Annotated in this window: 19 protein-coding genes and 1 other annotated feature; of the genes, 2 read left to right on the top strand and 17 right to left on the bottom strand. The window is 52.7% G+C overall.

Annotated elements, in window-relative coordinates; translation table 11 throughout:
• The first annotated feature begins 11 nt into the window (after window positions 1-11).
• Window positions 12-947 (top strand): polysaccharide deacetylase family protein, encoded by a 936-nt coding sequence (locus ABID47_RS02890; RefSeq protein ID WP_354494874.1) that lies wholly within the window; start codon window positions 12-14, stop codon window positions 945-947.
• 45 nt (window positions 948-992) lie between these two features.
• On the opposite strand, the gene ABID47_RS02885 is transcribed toward ABID47_RS02890, so the two are convergent.
• Genes ABID47_RS02885 through ABID47_RS02875 form a run of 3 tightly spaced genes read right to left on the bottom strand, consistent with a single transcriptional unit; the run spans window position 993 to window position 2,874 of the window.
• Entirely contained in the window at window positions 993-1,850 is an 858-nt protein-coding gene (locus ABID47_RS02885) for a metallophosphoesterase (RefSeq protein WP_354494873.1), read from the bottom strand.
• Window positions 1,844-2,284, bottom strand: a complete 441-nt coding sequence (locus tag ABID47_RS02880) for a hypothetical protein (protein ID WP_354494872.1) — start codon at window positions 2,282-2,284, stop codon at window positions 1,844-1,846. The genes ABID47_RS02885 and ABID47_RS02880 overlap by 7 nt, the downstream gene beginning before the upstream one ends.
• A complete protein-coding gene (locus ABID47_RS02875) occupies window positions 2,281-2,874 on the bottom strand; it encodes a CPBP family intramembrane glutamic endopeptidase (RefSeq protein ID WP_076170069.1) in 594 nt (197 codons plus the stop codon). Before ABID47_RS02875 ends, ABID47_RS02880 begins: the two co-directional genes overlap by 4 nt.
• A 247-nt stretch (window positions 2,875-3,121) precedes the next feature.
• Window positions 3,122-3,356: a binding site (T-box leader), on the top strand.
• Window positions 3,357-3,598: 242 nt separating this feature from the next.
• Between ABID47_RS02875 and serA the strand changes: the two genes are divergently transcribed.
• Window positions 3,599-5,194 (top strand): phosphoglycerate dehydrogenase, encoded by a 1,596-nt coding sequence (serA, locus tag ABID47_RS02870; protein WP_076170068.1) that lies wholly within the window; start codon window positions 3,599-3,601, stop codon window positions 5,192-5,194.
• Window positions 5,195-5,359: 165 nt separating this feature from the next.
• Here serA and ABID47_RS02865 read toward each other — a convergent pair whose 3' ends face one another.
• The 14 genes from ABID47_RS02865 to ABID47_RS02800 form a co-directional block, all read right to left on the bottom strand.
• A complete protein-coding gene (locus tag ABID47_RS02865; protein WP_105444665.1) occupies window positions 5,360-6,793 on the bottom strand; it encodes an ATP-binding protein in 1,434 nt (477 codons plus the stop codon).
• A gap of 1 nt (window position 6,794) precedes the next feature.
• The gene (locus ABID47_RS02860; RefSeq protein ID WP_076170066.1) at window positions 6,795-7,511 is read right to left on the bottom strand and encodes a response regulator transcription factor; all 717 of its coding nucleotides are present in this window, start codon (window positions 7,509-7,511) and stop codon (window positions 6,795-6,797) included.
• 181 nt (window positions 7,512-7,692) lie between these two features.
• Window positions 7,693-8,955 carry a cytochrome c biogenesis protein CcsA gene (gene ccsA / locus ABID47_RS02855; RefSeq protein WP_354494871.1) on the bottom strand — a complete coding sequence of 421 codons (1,263 nt, stop codon included), beginning with the start codon at window positions 8,953-8,955 and terminating at the stop codon, window positions 7,693-7,695.
• Window positions 8,952-10,643, bottom strand: a complete 1,692-nt coding sequence (gene resB / locus ABID47_RS02850; protein ID WP_354494870.1) for a cytochrome c biogenesis protein ResB — start codon at window positions 10,641-10,643, stop codon at window positions 8,952-8,954. The genes ccsA and resB overlap by 4 nt, the downstream gene beginning before the upstream one ends.
• A complete protein-coding gene (gene resA / locus ABID47_RS02845; protein WP_076170064.1) occupies window positions 10,643-11,167 on the bottom strand; it encodes a thiol-disulfide oxidoreductase ResA in 525 nt (174 codons plus the stop codon). The genes resB and resA overlap by 1 nt, the downstream gene beginning before the upstream one ends.
• Before the next feature lie 128 nt (window positions 11,168-11,295).
• On the bottom strand, window positions 11,296-12,036 hold the full coding sequence (locus tag ABID47_RS02840) for a pseudouridine synthase (RefSeq protein WP_354494869.1): 741 nt from the start codon (window positions 12,034-12,036) through the stop codon (window positions 11,296-11,298).
• Window positions 12,037-12,057: 21 nt separating this feature from the next.
• Entirely contained in the window at window positions 12,058-12,399 is a 342-nt protein-coding gene (locus ABID47_RS02835) for a peptidoglycan recognition protein family protein (RefSeq protein ID WP_076170062.1), read from the bottom strand.
• An 80-nt stretch (window positions 12,400-12,479) separates the two neighbouring features.
• Complete coding sequence (locus ABID47_RS02830) at window positions 12,480-13,013, bottom strand: spore maturation protein (RefSeq protein ID WP_105444663.1); 534 nt, start codon at window positions 13,011-13,013, stop codon at window positions 12,480-12,482.
• Window positions 13,014-13,022: 9 nt separating this feature from the next.
• Window positions 13,023-13,670 (bottom strand): nucleoside recognition domain-containing protein, encoded by a 648-nt coding sequence (locus ABID47_RS02825; protein ID WP_354494868.1) that lies wholly within the window; start codon window positions 13,668-13,670, stop codon window positions 13,023-13,025.
• Window positions 13,671-13,705: 35 nt separating this feature from the next.
• The gene (locus tag ABID47_RS02820) at window positions 13,706-14,896 is read right to left on the bottom strand and encodes a D-alanyl-D-alanine carboxypeptidase family protein (protein ID WP_354494867.1); all 1,191 of its coding nucleotides are present in this window, start codon (window positions 14,894-14,896) and stop codon (window positions 13,706-13,708) included.
• Between the two features lie 158 nt (window positions 14,897-15,054).
• Complete coding sequence (gene ytfJ, locus ABID47_RS02815) at window positions 15,055-15,528, bottom strand: GerW family sporulation protein (protein ID WP_105444660.1); 474 nt, start codon at window positions 15,526-15,528, stop codon at window positions 15,055-15,057.
• A 121-nt stretch (window positions 15,529-15,649) separates the two neighbouring features.
• A complete protein-coding gene (locus tag ABID47_RS02810) occupies window positions 15,650-16,333 on the bottom strand; it encodes a DUF2953 domain-containing protein (protein ID WP_354494866.1) in 684 nt (227 codons plus the stop codon).
• Window positions 16,334-16,474: 141 nt separating this feature from the next.
• Window positions 16,475-17,074 (bottom strand): SMC-Scp complex subunit ScpB, encoded by a 600-nt coding sequence (gene scpB, locus ABID47_RS02805; RefSeq protein WP_105444744.1) that lies wholly within the window; start codon window positions 17,072-17,074, stop codon window positions 16,475-16,477.
• Window positions 17,043-17,837 (bottom strand): segregation and condensation protein A, encoded by a 795-nt coding sequence (locus ABID47_RS02800; protein WP_354494865.1) that lies wholly within the window; start codon window positions 17,835-17,837, stop codon window positions 17,043-17,045. The genes scpB and ABID47_RS02800 overlap by 32 nt, the downstream gene beginning before the upstream one ends.
• Between the last annotated feature and the right edge of the window lie 4 nt (window positions 17,838-17,841).

Here is a 17,841-nt window from a genome sequence, read left to right as displayed (position 1 = left end):
GAGATGAAATCATGGTTAAAATTACGGCGGCGCTGGCTCTATGCTCACTGCTCATCCTGAGCGCCTGCGGAAACGAGGGACAAAATGACCAAAAGGCGGTCCCTCCGGCTCAAACAAGCGAAGTACATACCAACAATTCAGGCAGCACCACAACAAACGAGACGTCCGGCGTTCAACCCGGCGGATCGGGATCGGAAAATTCTCCGGAAACAACCCAAGATCGATCGAAACAGGATCAAACGAATCAAGGCAGCGCATCCAAGCCGGATTCTAAGGATCAGCAGTCGGGTACAAAAGCGGTAAAGGTGCAGTATCGCATGAATAAAGCTTACGACATCGTTCCGAGTGCTGAAGGGGTTTCGAAAAAAGTCGTACTGCTAACCTTCGACGACGGCCCTAAAAAGGCCGAAATGATCAACGGGTTGATCGATACGCTGGACAAGCATCACGCCAAGGCGATATTTTTTGTCAATGGATACCGCGTCAAGCAGCATCCCGAGCTGTTGAAATTAATAGCGGACCGCGGGCAGACCATCGGCAACCACAGCTGGGATCACATCATCCTCAAAAATAAGCCCGAAGCCGAAGTACGCAGGCAAATCGAGGATACGCAGCAGATCGTCAAGGCTACCGTCGACAAAGCGCCGGTATTTTTCCGTCCCCCTAATGGGGCTGGCGGTGATACCGGCAAGAAAATCGCCAAGGAGAACGGTCTCCTGTACATGACCTGGTCCAACGGCTCGCTCGATTGGACGATGAGCTCCAAAAGCAGCGGCAATGCCGACAAGGTTGTCTCGAACGTGCTGGACCAGCTGCACAGCGGCAGCAACATTTTAATGCATGAGCTTCCGTGGACCGTTGAAGCGCTGGATACGCTCCTTACCAAACTGGAAAGCAAAGGCTACACCTTTGTAGATCCCGAAAGCATCGATACTCAAATCAAGTAAGGAATCCTGCAATGCACAAAAAAGCAGCCGGCATATCGGCTGCTTTTACTCGTTTATATTGTGTTTTTCTATGGGTTCTGTCCTTAGCGTAAGGACATGCATTTCTGCAGGGCAGCACAGGCGGAGCGGAACGCGTCTTGTGCCGAAACCGCGGCTGATCAGCATGCGCGGCCGGCGGACCTCCGCTTCCGGCTGTTCAAATTCAAACCATCCCGAAGCATACTTGCGGTAAAATTGATTCAGCCGGACCGGTCCGAGCCAAGGCAGCGTAATTTGTCCGCCATGGGTATGGCCGGCAAGCACAAGGTCCGCCTGGATGGTCTTCTGCTTCTGCAGCCAAGCCGGGTCATGAACGGCAAGGATGCGGCATTCCGCACCGGCATCACGGACAGGCAGATGTGGAACCGGGGGATAAGCGTTTCGTTTGTACCGCGGATAATCAACACCGGTTAACCAGATGCGCGCGCCGTTTCGCTGCAGAGGAACGTTCTCATCCCGCAGCAAAGTGACTCCGCATGCGTTCATCAGCTGTTCCAAACCTTCGGGATCCGCCTTATAATCATGGTTGCCGTATACGGCATACACCGGGGCGATTTCGGCGAGCAGCCTTAAGTTGTGCTCCACCTGGCTCAGCGGTACATTCCGTTCCATAATATCCCCGCCAAGGATCACCCAATCGACCGTTCCAGCCAGCTGCCGAATCGTCTTCCCCGTCAGCCTTCTGCTATGCAGATCCGATATGAACATGAGCTTGCAGCCGTCAAAGGGCTTTGGCAGCCTCTCCAGCTTCACGTCGGCCTGCTGAACCAGCTCCAGCCTCGCCTCATACGACATCCTGGCGTAAAGCGCTGCAGCCGCAGCCACGACGCCTGCCCCCGCCCAAACGAGCCAGGGGGTTACCATAGGTCCTCCAGCGGGGGGGCGCCCTTAATTCCCCAATAAACAAGAAATGCCGTTAAACCGATAAATAAAAAGATTAAAGAGTTCGTAAAATATTTACTGATCTTGATGCGTCGGGAACCGTAAGTGTCCGCTCTTGCCGGAACAGTGGATTCGTCGGCCGTCTCCCTGTTTCCGGCAGTCCGGTTACTCCGACGGGACTGCGGGGCTGCCGAGACGGAAGCGGCTGCAGCAGTTCTGGCGGCCGCCGGCCGCTTTCCTGCTTTTCCTGCCGTTTTTCCGCGTCTCAGCGTTCCGGCCGCCCGTGTTGAAGACGTCTCTGCTGCCTTGGACTTGGGCGGAGTCCGTTTAGCGGCACCGGCTGAAGGCGCCTTTTTTACCGGGGTCTTCTTCCGATTTTTTCTGTACGTTTCAACTCTGCTCAATTCGCTGTTCATGCTTCCCTCCGAAATCGAATCACTAGCCCGGATACACAATCAATCATAAAATGGCATAAGACCGGGGCAAGCAGTGTTCCGGAATGTATGTAGATATATCCGAGGCCGTAACTGCTCAAAAAAACCCAGCCGGTTGGAATCCAGTGCTTCAAATACCGGACGTGAATGACCGCAAATAATATACTGGTCCAATACGGACCGAACGCATGCTGTACGGCTCCACGGAACAGCAGCTCCTCGCATACCGCCACGACCGCGGAGATGACTATAATATGCCATACGGGACGGCGCTGGAACAGCATGTTGTTGATTCCGCCGTCATCCATCACTTCCTCCGGCGTAATCCGGGAGACGAGGAAATCGACGGCAAACATAACGGCGGCCAGCCCAAGCCCCCATGCCGCAACTTGTCCGGGATGCTGAAGCTGAAACAAGGCAAGCGGATTTCTTCGCTGCAGCAGAATCCATACGAGACCGATCAATAAGGTTAGGCCCTGGGTGATATACAGATTGATCAGAAGTAGACGGTCATTCAGCTGTTCAGGCTTAGCCTGCTGAATTTTGGGTAATTTCCATTTCCTTTTTTTCATGATGAGGCCTGCCTGTCTATTAAGTTTCTGTTACTAGAGTGGTTGCAAACATCCCACAACGTGGAGGTTTTACTCCAACATCTGTTTGTGTTCTGCGGGACCCCCGAAATATACGATTTAACTTTGTTAAAAAAGTCCTCCCAGCATTAGAATCATAGCAGATTAAGAGCAGAACATTCAAGGGAAGCACTTTTACCTATTGACACGCCTGATAGGGGCGTGATACATTATGGAAAAATTAATTGAGCGAAACACGATGAAGGAAAGAAGAGGCTTTATCGTCTCCAGAGAGCCGGTGGTTGGTGCAAACCGGTGACAGAGAAGTCATCTTTAGCGTTCCAGAGCAACTGCATTGAACTATCCAGTAGGTGCAGTCGGATGATTCCGTTATCAATCAGGTCTCCAATCGGAAGACCTTGAGGCTGCCGTTCGCGAAGACGGCGGTGAATTAGGGTGGCACCACGATAACTCTCGTCCCTTACTACGGAAGTAGTATGCGGATCGGGAGTTTTTTTGTTGTCCAACTAAGAATAATGAGAAAAATCCGGCCAGCTGCACGTTCATCCTTTGGCACAGTACCGCGTTGCTTTACGGAATGAGCTTAGGCGTCCGCCTGATTGCCTCCCATAGGCTCAGCGGCTCCACTTTCGGCTTCACGGATATGTTCCTATCGGACATGTCCTTATATATAAGCGTTCTAGATATTTAAGGAGGATGGAAACCAATGTTTAAAGTGTTAGTGTCGGATCCGATCAGCGATCTCGGAATCCAGCAGTTAGTCGATGCACCTGATGTCACGGTAGAGAAAAATACAGGGCTCTCCGAAGACGAGCTTGCGGCGATCATCGGGGATTATGACGCCCTTCTCGTTCGCAGCCAAACGCGTGTTACCGAAAAAATTATGGCCGCGGGAACCCGCCTGAAAGTCGTCGGCCGCGCCGGCGTCGGCGTGGACAACATCGACCTCGAAGCGGCAACCCAACGAGGCATCATCGTTATTAATGCCCCTGACGGCAATACGATAACCACCTGCGAGCATACCTTTGCGATGATGATGGCACTCGCCCGTCACATCCCACAAGCTTATGCCAAAACGATCGGCGGAACCTGGGATCGCAAATCGTTCCTTGGCGTCGAGCTTCGCAACAAAACGCTCGGCGTACTGGGTATGGGACGAATCGGCAGCGAGGTGGCCAAACGTGCCAAAGCGTTCGGCATGAACATTCTGGCATTCGACCCGTTCCTGACCCAGGAACGCGCCGAGAAGCTCGAAGTGAAGCTGGCAACCGTGGACGATATTATCCGGAATGCCGATTTTATGACAGTGCATACGCCGCTTACGCCGGAGACCCGTCATATGATTTCCCGTCCGCAATTTGAAGTGATGAAAAAGGGTATGCGCATCATCAACTGCGCCCGCGGTGGCGTCATTGACGAGATGGCCCTGGTTGAAGCGATCGACGAAGGCATCGTTGCCGGCGCCGCATTCGACGTGTTTGAATCGGAGCCGCCGCAGCAGGACCATCCGTTCCTGAACCATCCGAAAATTATCGTTACGCCTCACCTCGGCGCTTCCACCATCGAAGCCCAGGAGAACGTAGCCATTGACGTTTCTGAAGAAGTGCTGCATATTCTGCGCGATGAGCCGTTCAAGAACGCCGTCAACATGCCGCCGGTGGCACCGAGCATCATGAGCCGTCTGCAGCCTTACTTCTCGCTCGGGGAGAAACTGGGCAGCTTTGCCGCCCAAATTACGAAAAACCAGGCGATCCATGAAATTCATGTGGACTATGCGGGAGATTTGTCCGACATCGACACCCTTCCGCTGACTCGCTATATCGTCAAAGGCGTGCTTGCCCATCACCTTGGCAGCGAAGTCAATATCGTCAACTGCATGCATCTTGCCAAAAACCGTGAAGTCAACGTGGCTGTATCCACGGCTCCTAAATCCAAAGGCTTTACGAACCTGCTTACCGTGACCCTCAAAACCTCCGAAAACGAAGAGCGTCTGGTAGCGGGCACCCTGCTTAACGGCTATGGCGAGCGGATCGTGCAGCTGAACAAGTTCCCTGTCGATATCGCTCCGGAGGGTCATCAAATCCTGATTTCCCATAACGACAAACCGGGTATTATCGGTCAAGTCGGAACGCTGCTCGGCAAGAACGACGTTAACATCGCTTCGATGCAGGTCGGCCGGAAAATTATCGGCGGCGAAGCCATCATGATTCTGACCGTCGACAAAGGCGTGCAGAAAGAAGTGCTGAATGAGCTGACGACGATTCCGGAACTCAACAGTGCCGTCGAAATCGTCCTTTCCTAATCGGTCCATACTTTATTAAGAACAGCGTAAGCAGGTTCAAGTGAGCCTAGATTACGCTGTTTTTTTGTTGGTGGGAAACAAGCTGATGTTCCACGTTGAACAAGATTAATCTTTTTTCTTCAACAAAAAAACACCCCGTCAGAGGTGTTTCCTGTTCTTTTTCCATTATTTACGGCTTTCGACAGGCAGCAGCATCGTAAAGGCCGTTCCTTCGCCCAGGATGCTGTCCACCTGAATGCTGCCCTGGTGCGATTCTACGATGTTCTTAACAATGGCTAGCCCAAGACCCGTTCCGACCGATTCCCCGCGTACCCGTGCCTTGTCCGCCTTGTAAAACCGTTCAAACACAAACGGCAGATCCTCCGGCGGAATGCCTACGCCCTCATCCTTCACCACGATTCGGATCATCGGCTTGTTGTCCGACAGGACACGGTCGGCAAGGATGCTGATCTTCTTCTCTTCAGGCGTGTGCCTGAACGCATTGTCCAGCAGGTTGGTCATCACCTGCTCCAAACGGTCTTCGTCGGCCTCCTCAAGCACCATATCCTCCGTCTTGCGGTCATAAAGGAGCTCGATATTCCGCTCCTTGGCCCGTACCGTAAACTTGCGGTATACGCGCTCCAGCAGCTCGTTGAGGTCCAGCTGCTTTTTGGCCATGTCGACATGCCCCGCTTCCATCCGCGCCATGTCAAGCAGATCCTTAACCAATCGCCCCATTCGAAGGGATTCATCATGAATGACCTGAATCAGTTCCTGGCTCTCCTCCGGCGACGCCGCCATGCCATCCAGCAGCGCTTCGCTGTATCCCTGCATCATGGACAGCGGCGTGCGGATCTCATGCGACACGTTGGCAACGAAGTCCTGGCGCATTTTCTCCAGCTGCACTTCCTCGGTTACGTTGCGGAGCACCGCAACCGCCCCGCGGATGTCGTTATCCGAATACAGAGGCGCCATATGAACCGACCAGACGCCCTGCTTGACGTGAAGATTCGTGCTCGTGTCGCCGCTGCCCTCCAGCATATTGTCGAACAGGTCCAGCAAAGGCTCGGGTACCTGCTGTTCTTCCTCCCCTTCGGCGTCCTCCTGGTCCAAGTTCCAGTGGATATCCTTCCATTGGGTAATCAGCTTCTGTCCCGGTGGATTCGTCAAGATCACCTTGCCTGAAGTATCGAACGTAATGACGCCGTCGCTCATACTTCGGAGGACGCTCGCCAAATGCTCCTTTTCCTGGTTCAAGTTGCGGATATTGTCTTCCAGCTCTGCCGCCATATGATTGAACGTGTTCGCCAGCTTCCCGATCTCGTCGCTCGTATTGATCGACAGGCGCGTGTTGTACTCGCCTTTACGGATCGCTTCGGTAGCCTGAATCATCTGCTGCATCGGCTGCGTAATCTTCGTCAGCAGAAACAGCGCAAAGAAGGTCGTCATCGAAAACCCGATGATCGCCGTGTACGTAAACAGCCGCTTGATGTCTCCGGAGTTCGAATAATTCATATCGATGTATGGAAGCAGAAATAACCCGAGAATAATCAAGATGCATGCGACCAGGCAGATGATGGTCGCCCAGAGCTTCCCGACAAGAGAGGTCCAGAAATTCATGTTATTTCGGTACCTCGAGCTTGTAGCCTACGCCCCAGACGGTGGTGATCATCGCCGCCGACTCCGGTGATACCTTGTTCAGCTTCTCCCGCAGGCGCTTCACGTGCGTGTCGACCGTCCGCAGGTCACCGAAAAATTCATAGTTCCATACATCCTTCAGCAATTCTTCCCGGGAAAAAACCTTGTCCGGCGAGACCGCAAGGTAATGCAGCAGCTCGTATTCCTTAGGCGTCAAGCTGACCTCTTGTCCGTTAGCTGTCACCCGATGGGCATCGTGCTCAATCACAAGATGCGGAAACACGATGTTGTTGCTCGAATTCGTTTCCTTCGACAGGTACGCCGTTGCCGAAGAGCGCCGCAAAATCGCTTTTACCCGGTAAATGACTTCCCTCGGGCTGAAGGGCTTAACGACATAATCGTCCGCGCCGACTTCAAAGCCTTGAACCCGGTTGATCTCCTCGCCCTTGGCGGTCAGCATCAGTACCGGCGTCGATTTGAGCTGGCGCAGCCGGTTGCACACCTCGATGCCGTCCATGCCGGGCAGCATCAAGTCCAGCATGATCAGGCCATAATCCTGATTGGAAGCTTTACGGAGCGCGGTCTCGCCGTCCTCGGCCTCCTCGACTTCATAGCCTTCCTTCTCCAAATACATTTTCAGCAAGCGGCGGATCCGTTCCTCGTCGTCCACGACCAGGATCCGGTTTGTATGTTCTGACATAAGACAACCTCAACCCCTTCTATGTTTCTGTGAAGAACTTGTCATAACTCCATGCTAATCTTAACAAAAATCCGTTTCAACATCCAAGCGAGCAATGTGAAACGGATTATTCAGTGCTTAATGGATTGAACTAAAGTAAGAATGTGCTCTAGTTCAATCCATATAAATTGTCATATTCGAATCAGTTTGTGCCCGCATAGGAGTGAAGTCCGGCAATGACCAGGTTCACGCCGACGAGGGTAAACATAACCACCAGGAAGCCGAGAACCGACAGCCATGACGACTGGCGCCCCTGCCAGCCGCGGGACAATCTGAGATGCAGATAGGCACTGTAAAACAGCCAGCAGATGAGCGCCCACACTTCTTTCGGATCCCATCCCCAGAAGCGTCCCCAGGCCACCTGAGCCCAAATCATCGCAAAGATCAAGGCGCCGAGCGTAAAGATCGGAAACCCGATGGCGATCGCACGGTAGCTGATCTCATCCAAATCATCGGGGTCGATCCCGTCCAGGAACGGAGAGGCCGCACGTCCAAGCGGCTTGCGCGCGATCAACCGGAGGATTCCGTACAGGATAATGCCGGAGATCACCGTCCAAATAATCGTGTTGAACTTGCGTCCCGCGTTGATCCCGTTCATCCAGGACGGAGCGCTGAACAGCGGCTTCGTCATGCCGAGGAACGGCTGATAGCTTTCGACCTTGCTGTGATACGGCGCAACGATCGGCGGCAGCTTGTATTCGACGGTCTGCGTAACGCTCGTCGTTTGCCCGGCCGATCCGGAAGCCTTCGTCTGGGTGAACACGGATTCATAACCGGCTGCACGGAATGCAAAGACCGTAATGATAAACGAGATAACCAGAATGATCGAGAAAAATACGATTTCGACCCAGCGCTGCTGGCGTCTGTCCTTTTTATCCGTGCTGCTGAAATTCACCGTGCGCAGCAGGTACATAAAGCCTGCCGCAAATGCGATCGCGAAGAACGACTCTCCGGCCGCCGCCATCGTGACGTGGATTTTCAGCCAATAGGACTGCAGCGACGGAATCAGCGGCTGCACCTCCTGCGGAAATACCGCGGCGTATGCCATGATGATGATCGTGATCGGAACGGCGAACAAGCCGAGTATCGTTTTGCGGTAAATGAGATATACCACCGTAAACGCCACCATGACCATCATCGAAAGGAAGGACATGAATTCGTACATGTTGCTGACGGGAATATGTCCGCCGCCCGCCCACCGGGTAAAGAAGTACGTCAGCTCCAGCACCAGGCCGAGGGAGGATACCCCGAACGCGATATTCCCCCACTTCCTGCGGTGCGACTCCGGATCCCTGTTGCTCCACCGGCGGCCCATAATGGCGACCGCGAACAGGATGAACGCCGCGCAGTACAGGAAGAATGCGACGACGAACATGTTGCTGCTGAAATTTAACAATCCACTCATGAGTGATTCCCTCCGTTATCCAAGGACTTCTCGTCCACTTCCAGATTCATTTTGCGAAGTATTGCCGCAATCTCCCGGCGGATGCCGAACCAGTTCTTGTTGGTATGCGCACCGAGGGTCAGGTTCCCGTCGTCAATCCGCAGCCAGATCCGGCGGTGCTGCCAATAGAAGCCGAGTATAAGTCCAAGCATGACGATGGCTGCGCCTACCCACACAAAAGGCATCGCTTTGTCCACCCGGATGTTCAAATAGGTGGTCGACATCGATAAGTCCACATTTCCCATTCCTTTGACATCCAGCTCAAGCGGAACGCTGCCGCCGTTCATTTTGGTGTTTATGGCATCCTGCTGGAAGCGCTCCTTGTCGATTTGCTTCGGGAAGTAGAAATAATGTACGCCTTCGGCTGGCAAATTCGGCCCTTTAATCAGGAAGAGAAAAGCCGGCGCGTTTGGATTCGGAGTTTTCGTGACGGGCTGACCGTTCTCGTCCAGCCCAAAATCGTTGTACTTCTCCTTCAACTCAAGCGAATATGGCCCTACCTTGTAGTTCCGCTCTGGATCCTTGATCTTCAGCTGGAAAGTACCGTAATCTTTGCCGGTCTTCTTGTCCACCAGGGAAGGCTTGACCGAACGGAGGACCGGTGTCAAATCGTAGTCAAACTGATAGGCCTTCAGGCCTTTGTAATCCATCGGGTCGTTAACCTCGATATTGTGATGGTCAACGGCCTTCAGCGTAGGCTGTTTGGACGGATCATTGCAGTTGGCCGTACATTCGTACAGGGTCGCCTCCGTCTTGAACAGTTTTGGAAGCACCTTGTTTTTGCCCTGAAACTCCTTTGGCAAATCTTGTTCCGAGTAATATTCAACCGTAAACTTCTCGTTCTTCAAATAATACGACGTATTCGGAATGTGCTTGATTTCGCCTTCTGGAAAAGCGACATGCTGATCCATGTGCAGACCGGGCAAGCCGCGGGCCAGCACGGCCAGCAGGAAAATGATCAGTCCGATATGGATGACATAAGGTCCCCAGCGGCTGAAGCGGTACTTTTCTGCGAGTAAAGCGTTATCCAAGGTATGTACACGGTAGCCTCTTTTCTTGATGTGGACGGATGCCTGCTCCACCCATTCCTTGGACTCCAGCTCTACCGGTCCCTGATACACCACGCGCTGACGGGTCAGGAACTGCTTATGCTTCAAAATTCTTTGTTTGGTAAGCGCTTTGTACAATGGCAGCACCCGGTCCAGGCTGCAGATGACCAGCGACGCGCCGATCATGACGAGCAGGAGGACAAACCACCAGGATTCGTACGTATGCGACAGGCCCAGCTTGTAATAAATCCATCCGGGCGTGCCGTAAGTTTCCTTGTAGTACGTGGAGGGATCGATGTTCAGAAATGTGTTTTCCTGGGGGAAAATCGTCCCGAGCATCGATCCGAGCAGGGTCAGGATAATCATGTATACGGCGATCTTTACAGACGAAAAGAAGTTCCAGATCCGGTCTATGAAATTCGGGTTGGCACGCTGAGAGCGTCGTGCCATCCCGTCATAGCGCATCTCCAGAACTTCGTTGGACTCGCGGTCTTGTTCTTCCAATGGCCTTCCGCAAGCCTCGCAGAGCACCGTTCCCACGGGGTTTTGGTGCCCGCACTCGCACTTGGTGTTCTTGAATGCAATAACTTCCTTCATCATCAGGAATTCACCAACTCTTCAATTTGCTGATCGAGAGTTTGCAAATCCAGCTGTCCCAGATGAATCTTATTGATCTTCCCGTTAGGCGAGACAAAAAACGTCGTAGGCAGCGGGGATATTCCGTAGGATTGAATGGCGTCCTTCTCGGGATCCAGCATTACAGGGAAGCTGACATGGACCTGCTTCACAAAATTTTCCACGGCCATCTTGTCCTCGCCGGCGTTGATGCCAACGATGACGACATCCTTATCCTTCCACTTATCATACTGGGCCTGCAGAGCGGGCATTTCCTTCACGCATGGTTCGCACCAGGTTCCCCAGAAATTGACAACAAGCGCCTTGCCTTTATATTCATCGAGCGTATGAACCTTGCCGTCCAGCCCGAGCAAGTCAAAGTTCGGCGCCTTACTGCCTTCCGTCGGTTTGCCATTAGAGCCCGAAACCTGTGTCGTAATGGCATAACCGCCCAAAATGACAATCAACAGCAGGATAATGATTTGAACCTTTTTTCTAGATTTACCCATGCCAAAAGCTCCCTTTCCATGACAAATCACATATTTTAAGCGCAGAGTTTGAACAACCTATGAACAATTATAGCGAAATAATGTCATAGGTGCTCCGGGAGTATTTGAAAATTATGTGTCCTTCCGTTCTATCTTTTGTTTAAATTTCCCGATTTAGCCATATTTAATAAACTTTGTACTTCATCCTTTGTCAGGTGGCGGTACAAACCGCGCTTCAAATTTTGCAGCAGCAGGTCGCCGAACGCTACGCGTTTCAGCCGGATCACCGGGTGCTTGATCGCATCAAACATGCGTCTGACCTGCCGGTTGCGCCCTTCATGGATCGTGATGCTGATTACGGCTTCGTTCTTCTCCGTGTCGATATCTTTATATTCGACTTCGGCAGGGGCCGTCATACCATCCTCCAGCTGAATACCGGCTTTGAGCTTGTCCAGGTCGCTGCCATGCGGGATCCCCTCGACCGTCGCCAGATACGTTTTGGGTACATGATGCCGCGGGTGAGTCAGCAGATTGGCAAATTCGCCGTCATTGGTCAGCAGCAGCAGACCTTCGGTATCGTAGTCCAGACGGCCGACCGGATAAACCCGCTCTTTGATGCCTTTCAAATAATCGGTTACGATTTTTCGTCCTTCCGGGTCGGACGCGCTGGTAATTACCCCTTTTGGCTTGTTGAAAACGATGTAAATCTTTTGCTCGTGCTTGATCGGTTTGCCGTTCACCTTGATGATATCTTGATTCGGGTCCGCCTTGGTCCCCAGCGTGGTTACGGTTTCCCCGTTAACTTCCACTTTGCCGGCCAGAATCAATTCTTCGCACTTACGGCGCGAAGCGATACCGGCCTGCGCTAACACTTTCTGTAATCTCTCCATGTTCAATAGGTCACCTCAACCCTAATGATAACCATCAACAGGATAAATCACAAGTTCGTTCCATGGAAAATCCGCACCCGGGCAGGTGTCGGAGTGAGGATACAAATAGAGGGGGGAAATATTATAGCGTCGTGCCAGCTCCATAATAAGCTTGCTGGCCACGAACAGCTGCTGTTTTTCGGCAGCGCGAAACAGGGTGTATTCGCGGTTGAAATCACCCTGGAGGCAAATATGGATATGGGATGGATCGGTGACGTAAGGGGAAGAAACGACCGAGGCATCCTCCCCGATCCAAAAATCATACCCTTTCCCGTTGATGGAAGGGCATACGGAATGATGAATGATAAAGCCTTCGAATGTCATGCGGATCACCTCATTTAAACTAGCCTGAGCTTGTTACAGTATATGAGGTGTCCATGAAACCGTTCCACACGGCTGGCCGGTTATCCGAAGAACAGCAGGCAGACGGCAATAGCTGCTGCAAATCCTACCGCATCCGATAAAAGCCCGACCTTAAGCGCATACCGCCCGTTGCGGATCCCGACCGCTCCCAAATAAACAGTGAGCACGTACAGCGTCGTATCCGTACTCCCTTGAATCGTTGAAGCCATCCGTCCGATCATGGAATCCGGGCCGTACACCGAGATCAGATCGGTGGCGAATGCGAGGGACCCTGTTCCTGTCAGCGGCCGCAGCAGACCCAGGGGCAATATTTCACTCGGAACGCCCAAATGCTGAAGAAAGGGACCTGTCCAGCCCACAAAAAAATCAAGGGCCCCTGAGGCCCGGAAAATGCTGATCCCTACCATCATCCCGACCAGGTTAGGAATGATTTGAATGGCCGTTTGAAATCCCTCTTTGGCTCCGTCGACGAAGGATTCGTACACCGGCACCTTTTTGGTAAAAGCATAAAGGGGAATAAACGCGATCAGTACCGGGATCGCCCAGGCCGATATCATATTGATGAACGCCACCATACGCCCTGCTCACCCTTTCAGCTCGGATTGGGAGGAAGAAACGGGACCCGCATGCACCGGCGGCTTCTTCGGCCTGCTGCGCATAAATTTGCGCCGGTACCAGCGGTCCAACACGATGGCGGCAAACGTGGCCACGGCGGTCGCCATCAGCGTGGTACCGACGATATCGGTCGGATTGGCGGACTGATAGTTCATTCGGATCGCGATCAGCGTAGTCGGAATCAAGGTGATGCTGGCCGTATTAAGCGCCAGCAGCGTGCACATCGCCGGACTGGCGGCCGTCTTATCGGGATTCAGCGTCTGCAGCTCCTGCATCGCCTTGATGCCCATTGGCGTAGCTGCGTTGCCTAGACCGAGCAGATTCGCGCTCATATTGGACAATATGTAACCCATCGCAGGATGGTTTTTCGGCACATCCGGAAATAAAAAGGTAACGATCGGGCTCAGCAGCCGGGCTATTTTTTTCAGCAGGCCCGAATCTTCCGCAAGGCGCATCATCCCGAGCCAGAAGACCAGCACGCTGATTAACCCGAAACATACGGTCACCCCGGTCTTAGCCCCGTCGAAGGCCGCAGAAGTGACCAGTTCAATCTTCCCCTGGGCTGCTGCAAAACCGAATCCAATCAGAATAAGCCCCAGCCAAATCGCATTGATCATCTCGTATCCCCTCTCCCCAGGTTGTTACGTTAACATCAGGCACCAGGCTGAAGCAGACGCTTCAGCACCACGCTGAACCATTGTCCCCAATTACTTTGGTGAACGGGTGCCATCGTCTGCTCAGCAGCTGTTCCGGACGCCGTTCGTTCCGGCAGCACGCTTCCTTTTCTGTAGACCGGAATTTCTCCGATCTTTTCCCCTTTCAGCGACACCTCGATTTTCCCTCTTAGCCCGAATCTCAAATCCGGCGCTCCTTCCTCCGCTTCAGGATAGAGCACCAGCTTCTTGTTGACCTGAGCTTCCTCGCCATCGGCAAAAGGGTACTGGAACGTTTGGCTGACGACCAGGTCCTGACCCTGTACCGGCTCCCCTTTTTCGGTCAGCTGTTTCAGCGGGTAGTATTCAAACCCGTAATCCAGCATTCTGCCATGGTCGTTCCAGTCGTCCCCGTCGTTCAGTGTCACGGCGACCAGCTGCTGGCCGTTGCGGGTTGCCGAGCTGACCAGGCAGCGGAACGCCTTTTTGGTATAGCCGGTCTTGACCCCGTCCGCTCCTTCATAAAGGCGGAGCATTTTATTTTTGTTATCCCATTTGTAGTCCCATGATTCATTCGGATTCGGAACCTTCTTCGTCGGCGTCTTCACGATTTCCTTAAAAACCGGATTATGCAGGGCATATGCCGTCAGCTTGGCCAAATCGTTGGCCGATGAATAATGGCCTTCCTCGTCCAGTCCGTGCGGATTCATAAAATGCGAATGGGAAAGGCCCAGCATACGGGCTTTCTCGTTCATCAAATATACAAACCCTTCCACAGAACCGCCGACGTGCTCGGCAATCGCCGTGGCCGCGTCATTGCCTGAACGCAGCATCAGCCCGTACAGCATATTTTCCAGGGTCATTTCTTCCCCCAGCTTGAGATAGATGGAAGACCCTTCTTTGCCAAAGGCGTTTTTGCTGACCTTCACTTCGCTGTCCAGCTTGCCATGCTCAATCGCTACGATGGCGGTCATGATTTTCGTCAGGCTGGCGATCCGGAGCTCATCGTCCCCGTGGCTGGAATACAGCAGCCTGCCTGAAGTGACATCGATCAAGGCTGCGGCCTGAGCGTGGGTGCCGAGAGCGGGTAAATTTTTCGCGGCCGATGCCCGGCTTGTACCGGCAAAGCCGCTGGCGATGAGTGTGATGACCGCAATCCAGCTCCATATACGTTTATGCTTGATCCACATGTTATCTTTCCTTTCGGTTCGGAAAATCTTGTACAAGTATATGCTTGGCCTAACTCGGGTATGCCAAACGTGCAAACGAGAAAAAAACGATGCCCTATTTCAGAAATCTTTTCTTCACAAAAAATCCCTCCCGGCTGACGGAAGGGATTGGCACAGGCTTAAAACAATGAAGGATTGATCTCCGAAGTCGTCGTTTGGGCTGGATTGACAGCACCAGCACCCGTTTGCGTATTCGTTTGGAACATCGACGTGATTTTATCCACCATGGACGGTGCGGAATCAATTAATTTCTCGAATAAATGCGTTTGATTATCGAGCGGAACGATATTCACGCCTGCTTTGCCGACAACGAGAAATGCGATCGGACGAATCGAAACTCCGCCGCCGCTGCCTCCGCCAAACGGCAAGGACTTGGATTCATGTCCGGGTGCCGCGCTCACGCTTTTACTGATATCATCCGCGTTAAAATCACTTCCCCCTGCAGCAAAGCCAAAGCCCACCTTACTGATCGGAAGGATGACGCTGCCGTCAGGAGTTTCTACAGGGTCGCCGACGATTGTGTTGACATCAACCATGCCTTTGATGTTTTCCATCGCAGTCTGCATTAAGCCTTGAATCGGATGCTCTGCCATGTTGATTCCTCCTAGTGTGTTGATATTAAGCTCTGAGCCACAGATGTTAGCTTGCCCATATCCCTTTGAAGTATGTAGTCACGTCTGCTCAGCCGGTACCGTTAAATAAAGTAAGCCATGGCTACCGAAGAACCTGTTTGGCCAATCGGAACCAATGGATCGGACCTCCCGGTACTTTGAGAATTCGGGCCATCAACATGATGCCGGCATACAAGGCATAACCGCAGGATATGCGGGCGACGCAGGACAGCTCAGTAGCAAACTGCGGCTCATCCTTAAACACCGGAACGACAAAGAGCCTTGGATTGTTTCGCATGCGTACTTTAAAGGAAAGCCAGCCCACCAGGGTCGTTTTGAGCCCCCACACGGTTCCCGTTGCAATCGCAGTCCATGCTGCATCGCCGGTTGATAAATTGGTGGACCAATCCAGCTTCATGATGTTCACATGCTGCATGGTACGGTAAAACCATTCTTTTAAAGAAGCCGTCGACTGGAGCATAATCCTCACTTCATCTGCCCAATGGTCCAGCCGTCTTTTGTTAATATGCGCTTTTCCGACGGTTTGGCCGTTACGGAAACTATTTTTGCTCTCAAGCCGGAGCATGAAGCCCTTTTTCATATTGGCAAACACCAGGGAAGGCATCTCATAATGCATCTTTACGATTCCATACAGCATCTTGACGTCCAATACGGCCTTGTCATCCTTATTGTGCTTGCTGTACCATAATGTAATGGTAATGTTTGACATTATGACGGCAACCAGCAGAATGATCAGGAGAACAATAATGGCGACTACAATCCACACGTATAAACCCCCAAGTCTGTCCATAAATCTTCCTGTGCATAGTATGGCATTCCCTGATGGAAAAGATTCGGCCACAAGCCTTTTTTTGAACGCCAAAGACCCACCCGGGGAATCCGGATGGGTCTTGTTGTTTATGCAGTTTTACGGCACATCGTCAAACGTCAGCTGTCTTCCGTCCAGCTTTTCGAACAAGAGCTGGGTTTCTTCCTCCAGATTATCCGTATCTTCAAAAATGGCCGGCTCCGGGAGCGCCTGAAGATTCGGCAGGCCAAAGTAATCGAGGAACGACTTGGTCGTACCGTACAAAATCGGACGTCCGATCGCCTCCGCCCGTCCCGTCTCCTCGATCAGGTCCTTGTTGACCAGCGTCTGGATCGCCCGCTCGGATTTGACGCCGCGGATCTCTTCGATTTCCACCCGGGTAATCGGCTGCCGGTAGGCCACGATGGCCAGCGTCTCGAGTGCCGCCTGCGACAGCGAGGATCGGGATGGGGAATAAGCGAGCCGCTCAAAATACGGGGCGTGATCGGGCAGCGTAGCCAGCTGATAGCTGCCGGCAATCTGGACGACCTGGATCCCCCTTTTCTCCCTGACAAAATCCTCCTTCATTTCTTCCAGGGCGTCTGTCACCAGCTCGGGACGGTGCTCGACGACCTCGGCAATCTGCTTGGCCGTCAGCCCTTCATCCCCCGCCAAAAAGAGCAGACCCTCAATAATCGATTTCAACGTCGGAAAGTCCATTCGAGAGACCTCCCCCTTTCCATTCCATCACAATGTCGTCGAACAGCTTTTCCTGATAACAAATAATTTGTTTCATCTTCATCAGCTCCAAAATGGCCAGAAACGTCACGACGATTTCATGCCGTACCATCTCATCATGCAGCAGCTTGGAAAACAATAGCTTACCGCCGGGCCCGCTGGATTCCAGGGCATTCACCACTTCGCGGATGCGATCCTTCACCGAGATTTCGTCCCGCTGGATTTTGGCGTAGCTGGTCCGCTTCGACGCCTTGCGCAGCGCCTTCTGAAAAGCCGCGACCAAATCGGAGGCGTGCAGGCCTTTGACCGGATTGTCCGACACGCGCGGCACCCACGGCGTCAAATCCTCAGGTTCCTTGGAGTAGATCAGGCTCCGTTCAAATTCCTTTTCCTGCAAATGCTTGGCAATCCCTTTATATTTGCGGTATTCGATCAGCTTCTGCACGAGCTCCGCCCGCGGATCGATTTCTTCTTCTTCATAAAAGTCAAACTCGTCCATTTCAAATACCGGAGGCTTCGGCAGCAGGAGCTTGCTCTTGATCGACAGCAGCGTGGCCGCCATAACCAGAAACTCGCTGGTGATATCCAATTCGAGCTCCTGCATGCTTTGCAAATATTCCATATATTGATCGGTAATCTCACTGACGGGGATATCCTGGATGTCGATTTCCGCTTTGTCAATCAGGTGCAGCAGCAAATCAAGCGGTCCTTCAAACGCCTCCAGCTTGTATAATACGGTGTTCACGGCT

It is taken from the genome of Paenibacillus favisporus, from assembly GCF_040545415.1.
GTDB classification, from domain to species: Bacteria; Bacillota; Bacilli; order Paenibacillales; family Paenibacillaceae; genus Paenibacillus_AQ; species Paenibacillus_AQ favisporus.
The sequence above is the reverse complement of the archived record's forward strand: the minus strand, read 5'-3'. Positions and strand labels throughout refer to the sequence as shown.